5 protein-coding genes are annotated in these 7,209 nt (G+C 32.7%); 2 read left to right on the top strand and 3 right to left on the bottom strand.

All coding sequences use genetic code 11. The annotated features are described in order from the left end of the window. Nucleotides 1–1,835, top strand: a 1,835-nt coding sequence (locus EGI31_RS22330) for a C25 family cysteine peptidase (protein WP_255039412.1), incomplete at its 5' end; no start/stop codon positions are given. Here EGI31_RS22330 and EGI31_RS22325 read toward each other — a convergent pair. Both EGI31_RS22325 and EGI31_RS22320 read right to left on the bottom strand, forming a co-directional pair. Then, on the bottom strand, nucleotides 1,825–2,511 hold the full coding sequence (locus tag EGI31_RS22325) for a hypothetical protein (RefSeq protein ID WP_255039411.1): 687 nt from the start codon (nucleotides 2,509–2,511) through the stop codon (nucleotides 1,825–1,827). The two genes, EGI31_RS22330 and EGI31_RS22325, sit on opposite strands and share 11 nt — an antisense overlap. Continuing rightward, entirely contained in the window at nucleotides 2,495–4,225 is a 1,731-nt protein-coding gene (locus tag EGI31_RS22320) for an asparagine synthase-related protein (RefSeq protein WP_255039410.1), read from the bottom strand. The genes EGI31_RS22325 and EGI31_RS22320 overlap by 17 nt, the downstream gene beginning before the upstream one ends. Before the next feature lie 352 nt (nucleotides 4,226–4,577). On the opposite strand from EGI31_RS22320, the gene EGI31_RS22315 reads away from it, so the two are divergent. Continuing rightward, the gene (locus EGI31_RS22315; RefSeq protein ID WP_255039409.1) at nucleotides 4,578–5,036 is read left to right on the top strand and encodes an AP2/ERF family transcription factor; all 459 of its coding nucleotides are present in this window, start codon (nucleotides 4,578–4,580) and stop codon (nucleotides 5,034–5,036) included. A gap of 657 nt (nucleotides 5,037–5,693) precedes the next feature. Here EGI31_RS22315 and EGI31_RS22310 read toward each other — a convergent pair. Further along, nucleotides 5,694–6,872, bottom strand: coding sequence for a nucleotidyltransferase family protein (locus EGI31_RS22310; protein WP_255039408.1), 1,179 nt, complete (start codon nucleotides 6,870–6,872; stop codon nucleotides 5,694–5,696). Nucleotides 6,873–7,209: the final 337 nt, after the last annotated feature.

Genomic DNA, 7,209 nt, shown 5'->3' with positions numbered 1-7,209 from the left:
CTTCCTTTCTTCTTCTGATTGGAAAAGCATTCAGTGCATACACTGGCGTGAATAAAATTAACGACCTGGTACCCAGCTTTGGTTACCCCGCCTCAGACTTGCTCTTAAGCTCTGGAATAATCACTGATCAAGATGTACCCGGAATAGCTACCGGTAGAATACCTGCTTTGTCGAATGAGGAAGTTTTAATTTATCTTGAAAAAGTACAACAGCATGAAAATGCGAGCCCTGATATCTCCCAAAAGAGCGTTGTTCATTTAAGTGGGGGGGATAGTTTTTCACAAATTAATACTTGGACAAACTACATGAAAGATTTGAAAAATATTGCGGATTATAGCGATTATGGTTTAAACATAACTTCAAAAAACAAGCAAATTTTAGACCCTAAAGAACCGGCAAACATTGTTAAGAACCTAAATGATGGGGTCTCCTTGATTAGCTTCTTTGGCCATTCAGCGTATCAACTTGTTGATTTAAATATCGGCTTCGTTTCCGACCCTATTTTAGGTTATAATAATACCAGATATCCTGTATTATATTTTAATGGTTGTGCTTTTAATAACTATTTCAGGGAAATTCCTACTCTTTCATATGACTGGCTTTTTAGTGCCAAAAAAGGTGCAATAGCCACGATTGGCCAATCTTATTTTGGTTATCCTACTTCTTTAATCAATCATGCGAAAGTTTTTTATGATAAAATCTTTCAATCTACAGTTGAACCAACTGTTGGAGAAGCACTTAAATTAGTGGCGGAAGACTACTCAAAATTATCCTACAAATCAGAATATGATATTTTACACATTCACCAGACCCTTCTTTTTGGAGATCCTGCACTCAAAATATTTGGTTATGACAAACCAGATTTAAAAATTCTAACCGCCAGTTTTAACGAAGCCACAAGTAAACTTTTTATCAACCTAATCAACCTAGGTAAATACAAAAGTGGTACCAGCTTACCCATTCAAATTATACTTAAAAATAGTGTATTTAATGATACCATAAAGATCAATTCTACGTTACCGAAACTTTCGGATTCTTTATATATTCCTATCGAAAGCTCTTCTTTATTCGAAGAAATTGATATTTCGCTCGATTTTAACAACCTTATCAATGAAGACAATGAAAACAACAACAACTTTCAAATTAAACTATTTGAGCCTCCTGTTTTCAAAGACGACAAAGAACCAAATATACTGGTCCTTTTGGAACAACAGAACACTTACGATAAAATGTTGGTTCCTACATCACCAACTTTCCAAATCAATATAATTGATGATAAAACCCTATCCAATAAAAACAAACCAAGTAAAAATTTTACGATATACCTGAAATCATGTGACTCCTGTCAATATACTATTCTTCCAATCGACACCTACGAATATTATTTGAAAAGTGTTTCTAATAGCAATCTTGAGCTTCAAATTTCCTTAAAGGGCCTTAAGCCTGGTTTTTACGAAATGGCCATAGTTGGTAAAGATTCTATCGGAAATAGCAACCGTGAAAAGCCTTATTTATTAAACTTCACAGTAAGTACAATTTTAAGTAACTTTGAGAAAACAGATACACAGGTCAAAGTCTATCCCAATCCAAGTACCAATTGTGTGAAATTTGAATGGCCAGTAGGGGGTCCTAACAATTCTTATGCCCACTTCAAATATTTAATCTACGGCCTAGATGGAAAGCTAATAAACCAAAGTAAGTCAGACGATAAAAGAACTAGTAATTCAAATATATGGTGTGCAGATAAACCCGGTAGGTATACCTACAAAATAATAAATATCTCAGTTGACAAAATAAAATTAGTTGGTTCTGGGAAAATACAAATTACCGAATAACCTTTACCAATGTCTGCGTGATGGTAGTTTTTGACTCTTCTATATTTTTACCAAGGCAAGCTGCATTTTCTTGGCAATAAAGTATGTTCTTTTTGTATGCAGATACCAATCCATACTTGGGACTATATTCTTCAAACTCCTGAAAATTATATATACCCGTTGAATCATATTTAACCGCAACACCATAAATATCGTTTAATACCTCCTGACCAAAGGTAAATTTCTTATTAAATGTCAAATACTTGGCTTTGCCTTCTTCAAAGACCCCAGTTCGCTGATCTACCTTCCAAGACGTACTAAATGCTACCGGAAAGGCCACTTTTTGAAAATGATTATTGAGCTCTTTCTCAAATACACCTTTCTGATTCCTATATTCAAACGACGTCTTCAAATATTCCCAAGAACCAACCTCTGAACTTGACTTATACCACGCCTTTTGAAAATATTTTTCACCATTATATCTTAAGGTGTCAATAACCTCAATTTTTAAAATATAAGTTGAACCTATCTCCTTTGAAAGAATTTTACTTACTTCATCGATTCTATAAATCCAGGCATCTCCAATTTTCATCTCTGGATAATATTGAATAGGTTGAGGTTCCTCGTTTTTATTTCTATTACAGCATATCAAAATACCTATACAAATCAAGAATAGAATTTTACTTCGTATTTTCATAATTTTCAAATTTAAGAATACAATCTAACCAGATCTTTATATTTAAAGTCCGATGAATCAAATGAGCAAGACTAACTTTTCTATGATAAGTAATCTCATCATCTAATATAATTTCGACTATTCTCTGATAGGCATCGGCATCTACGTATTTCCAAAGCCTATGAGCTGAAGAAATATCACCTACTTGGTTTATATAATTTCGAATCTCACTAACAAACAACTCATCAAAACTAGTTTTGCCAATCCTATTTCTAACCTTTTGAGGAAGAATGCCTGCCAATTCCCTCCGAAAATGAGCTCTGCCTATTCCATTGCCAAATTTCTGTTCATTAGAATAAAGCAAACTAATTGACAGCAATTCCGTAGAAAAAAACGGAAATACAAATCGCATATTATAAAGCATACTCAGATTATAAAACACCTCCATTGTACAAGAAGTGACCCAATTCTGTACACTAGGGTATCGAGATGGTTGATAGTTGATTTTGAATAAATGGTTGTTTTTTACAATACTATTTATCTTAAATAATTTAGTGTTTAATTCAAATTTGCTTCTCAACGACTTAAAAACATGAAAAAAAAAGAAAATCAAACTTCCACCACATTTTACATAACTCCCTAAAAAAGTAGGAAAATATTTCAAATTCTCTTTAGTATGGGGGAATACAAAAAATAAAAGGCTGATACTTCTTTTTTTAGACCTTGTGAATGAATCCCAATCTGGAAACTTTGATTTTAGAAGCCCCCCTTCAGTTATTTTTTCAATGAACTTTTTTAGACCAACATAATTTCTTTCTCTTTTCAAAACTGCTATATATTCATAACCATGCCCCAATACACTATCTCCACCATGTCCCATAATCAGATTCTCTACATTTTGGGCTTTTAAACCTTCTAAAATACCATCAAAGACCGACACCAAGCTATATAGTAGAGGGGGGTGGAGAGAGTAATTCACATAATTTTCAGTAACTTGCTTAATGGCTGAATTGATTTCAAAAAAACTTATTTCTTTATCATACTTTGTCTCAAAACTCTTCTGATACACCTTTTCGTTACATGATTCAAAACCCGTCTCTAGGGCACAAAATTTTGCTTCTATAACTGTTGATAAATAATGTTCATGAATTGACGCCAGCCCAGTGGAATCTATTCCACCACTAACATTATAAGATACGTGACTGTCTTGGTTTATGACATCGGATAACTTAGCTTTAATGATATCAACAAGTCCTTTTTTTTTTGCTAATGTCCTCAAGTAGTTTAGAGAAGAAATCTCAACACAACTAGCACTAATCCTAGCAATACACCCAGCAGGAACTTGATAGATGTCCTCAAAAAAAGTTAAATGTGTTTTCTGCAGTTTGTCTAAGTCATCCGAATTAAGATAATAATGAATCCGTTCCTCATTTACTTGAATATCCCTAACATCAAGAAGCCCCGACAGTGAATCAGAAAATGTGTAACAACTACCTTCTTCAACCTTGAAAAATAATGGAATAGTACCAAAAAAGTCTCGCTTTGCTATAATTACTTCTTCATCTGCGAAAAACTTTACTGCCGAAAAATTACAGATATTATCATTTAGCAAAAGATCAAAGTCTATAAATTCACTTATATCACATGACTCAATATTATCGAAAATTCCTTTCTGCGACATTGAGCTTACCCAGATGATATCTTCACCCGGCAAAAAATGAAAGTTAATCAGCATTATATTTAGAATCAAAAGGGAGGGTTGTACTAATCAAAAGATTCCTCCCTCCTGCATAAATATAGAAGGTAAATACTTATCCTTCAAGAACTTTCAAAAGAAATATTACATGAAAAAACACGGTGACTAACTATCACCTTTATTGTGTGAATTATGTACTATTTGTACCCTAACCAGTAAGCAATTCGAGTTTAAAAACAGTATTTTGCCAGATATTATAAAAAATTACCTTGCTTCTAAAAATAATCAGTTGCATGAATTCAAATAACCTTATTATTAAAAATATTAAAATGAGAAGACTTTAATAAAACTCAGCAAAATATATATTCCTAAATGATATTAATTTAATACTATGACAATTTCTATAAAAGAAGGCTGCGAATTACTCATCGACAAAGAAGATTACGAGAAGATAAAAAAACTAAAAATCTCTACCACTGAAAATACACCCGGTAAACCAATCTGCAGAGTTTTCCTAAAAGAACAAAGGAAATACAAATATCTGCATCAGCTAATTTTAGGGCCGAAAGAAAATCATCAAACAGCATTTTTTAAGGATGGCAACAGGATGAACTGCCAAAGGAATAACCTATCTTACGTATCAAAAGGAACCTTTTCTCATATCAAATCCCAAACTAAAGGACATACATCAAGGTTTAGAGGGGTTGCTTTAAAATATATAGCTCAAATAAAACATGAGAAAAGAACCTACTATTTAGGCTCTTTCAATAGCGAACTAGAGGCTGCAATGGCTTACAACAAAAAAGCCGAACAATTATTCTCTGACATGGCTGTTTTGAACAAATTTTAATAAATGAAAACTATCGAACTACGATCAGGAGTATATGCAACGGTCGACGATGCCGATTTTTTTTTGTCCAAAATTATAATTGGAAATTAACGATTACAAAAAGAAAAGGGAAAAAATTCGGCTACGCATATTTTTACTACAAAGATGAAAATGACAAGAAAAAAAGAGAATATTTACACCATTTAATAATTGGCTCTCCAACAAACAATCAAAGAATTCATTTCAAAGACGGCAATAGCCTAAATTGTTCAAAATCTAATCTAGAGTATATAACAAGAAGTCAAAAAGGGCATAAAACCTACCAGAAATCTAGTTTAGGTAAATCCAAATTTAGAGGCGTAATTAAAGGCTATATTGCTACTCTAAAGATTAATGGGAAACTAAAATTCATCGGGTCTTATGAAACTGAAATTGAGGCTGCCGAAGCCTACAACAAGAAAGCAAAAGAAATATATGGCGACCTCGCAGTTCTGAATGAAATTGAGTAAAAAACCAACGATTATTTCTGTCTCAGTTTAAACAAATTACTTTTACTGAAATAAGAATAGTTCAATTAGACTTTTCAAATAATAGCCAATATATCGACAATTTATAATAGCTTGAAAAATGTCATCTTCGAATCAATTATACAAATTTTCTGAAAGTACCAAATTTGATTCAGTTTCTTGGCCTAAATAGCTTGCCAAAAAAAACGTTGATACGGAATAAGGAATATGAAACCAATTTGGAAAGACTGTTCAGTACAGTGTAATTATCTGGAAAAACAACAATTCTTTTTTTCTCACCTTTATTCGGTACAGAGTAATACTTCAAAAAGGTATTTAAGTATCTAAACCAAGTAGGCCTAATGTCCTGTACTAATCTATATATCCTATACATCTTTAGCTTGGGAATAAACAAATGTACATGCTCAGATTTCTCCCAAAATTTAATAATCAATACTGTTGCCACGTTTAGTTTTTTAAAATTTTGTCTGTGAAAACATACATTCAATAGTTCCATGGCAGTTCGATAAACCGAATTCATTCGAGCTTGGTACGCAAGTGCTGGCATTTTCGTTTTTGTGAACTGCTTTTTTATCTCAATTAAATCACAAAGGTCTTTCAATCGCAGCCAAGTTCCTCTACCTCCATTATGATTCAGCAACATCAAAAATAAATAATCAAAATTCGGAACTATTGCAGGTTGACCTAAAAAATCGCTTTTAATAGTATTTCTGAAAAAATCTTCCAAATTCAAATCATAAGAGTGAAATGTCTCATTGATTGCCCAATGGAAGTCTAAGGTAATATTCAATCCGATGGGAATCTTCTTAACTAGACTAACTTCACGCCATTGAGAACGACTAATCATAGAACTCAGAGCCTCATCGGTTACTTCCATATCAAACTTAAAGGTATATCCATATTTTAAAAGTAGTCTTAAAGCCCTCAACGCATTTTTTGGTTGAACAATGATATCTATATCACCAGACTCCCGAAGTTGTTTATTAAGGTAAATTTTTTCTAAAAATAATAATCCTTTGTAGGGTAGTACGGGTATGTCATTTTTCCAAAGTAGCTCTAGTAAAAAGTTAAGTTCCGAAACTTCCGCCAGATTTTTAACTGTCTGCTCCAAAGTAAACTCTCTTAATTCTTTTGAAATCGGAGATTTAAAATCTATTCGATTGAATGCTTCATTCAGTATAGGGCGTATTTGATGATAAACTACCATTTTTTCTAGCCGTTTCCAATTCACTCTTGACTCCTCCAACAATTCCTTTAATGGACCCACTGAGCTATCAAGCAATACCACCTTTATACTCTCTATAAGAATTCTAAGCTCTCGCGTAAGCATACTTTTGGGATTGTTAATTCAATTTTTTTTGTAATCTGAGGTATTTAACACACTTATCATTGATTCCAACTAACGATTACCGATAGGTACATAATTCCAAAGCATTGATAATAAAACCTTTTTAGCCTCCCTCATCTGACAAATAAACAAAATAGATAAAGTCTAAAAGGAGCAATCAAGATGGATTTTTGCTAAATTCTTAAACCACAACTACACCAACAACTTACTTTAATTATACTTGTTAGGCATCATTATCTCCTGAATTTATGTCTTTTATAAACTTTAAATATTCTCTTCTGGATAGACAGGGCTTTCCTTTGAACCTACCAATTATATA

This window comes from Lacihabitans soyangensis (assembly GCF_024343775.1).
GTDB lineage: Bacteria > Bacteroidota > Bacteroidia > Cytophagales > Spirosomataceae > Leadbetterella > Leadbetterella soyangensis.
This window is presented reverse-complemented; position numbering and strand designations above follow the sequence as displayed.

Bases quoted from the DNA above. Each gene is read 5' to 3' on its own strand.
- EGI31_RS22315 (WP_255039409.1), top strand. From the start codon at position 4,578: ATGACAATTTCTATAAAAGAAGGCTGCGAATTACTCATCGACAAAGAA.
- EGI31_RS22310 (WP_255039408.1), bottom strand. From the start codon at position 6,872: ATGCTTACGCGAGAGCTTAGAATTCTTATAGAGAGTATAAAGGTGGTA.
- EGI31_RS22325 (WP_255039411.1), bottom strand. From the start codon at position 2,511: ATGAAAATACGAAGTAAAATTCTATTCTTGATTTGTATAGGTATTTTG.
- EGI31_RS22320 (WP_255039410.1), bottom strand. From the start codon at position 4,225: ATGCTGATTAACTTTCATTTTTTGCCGGGTGAAGATATCATCTGGGTA.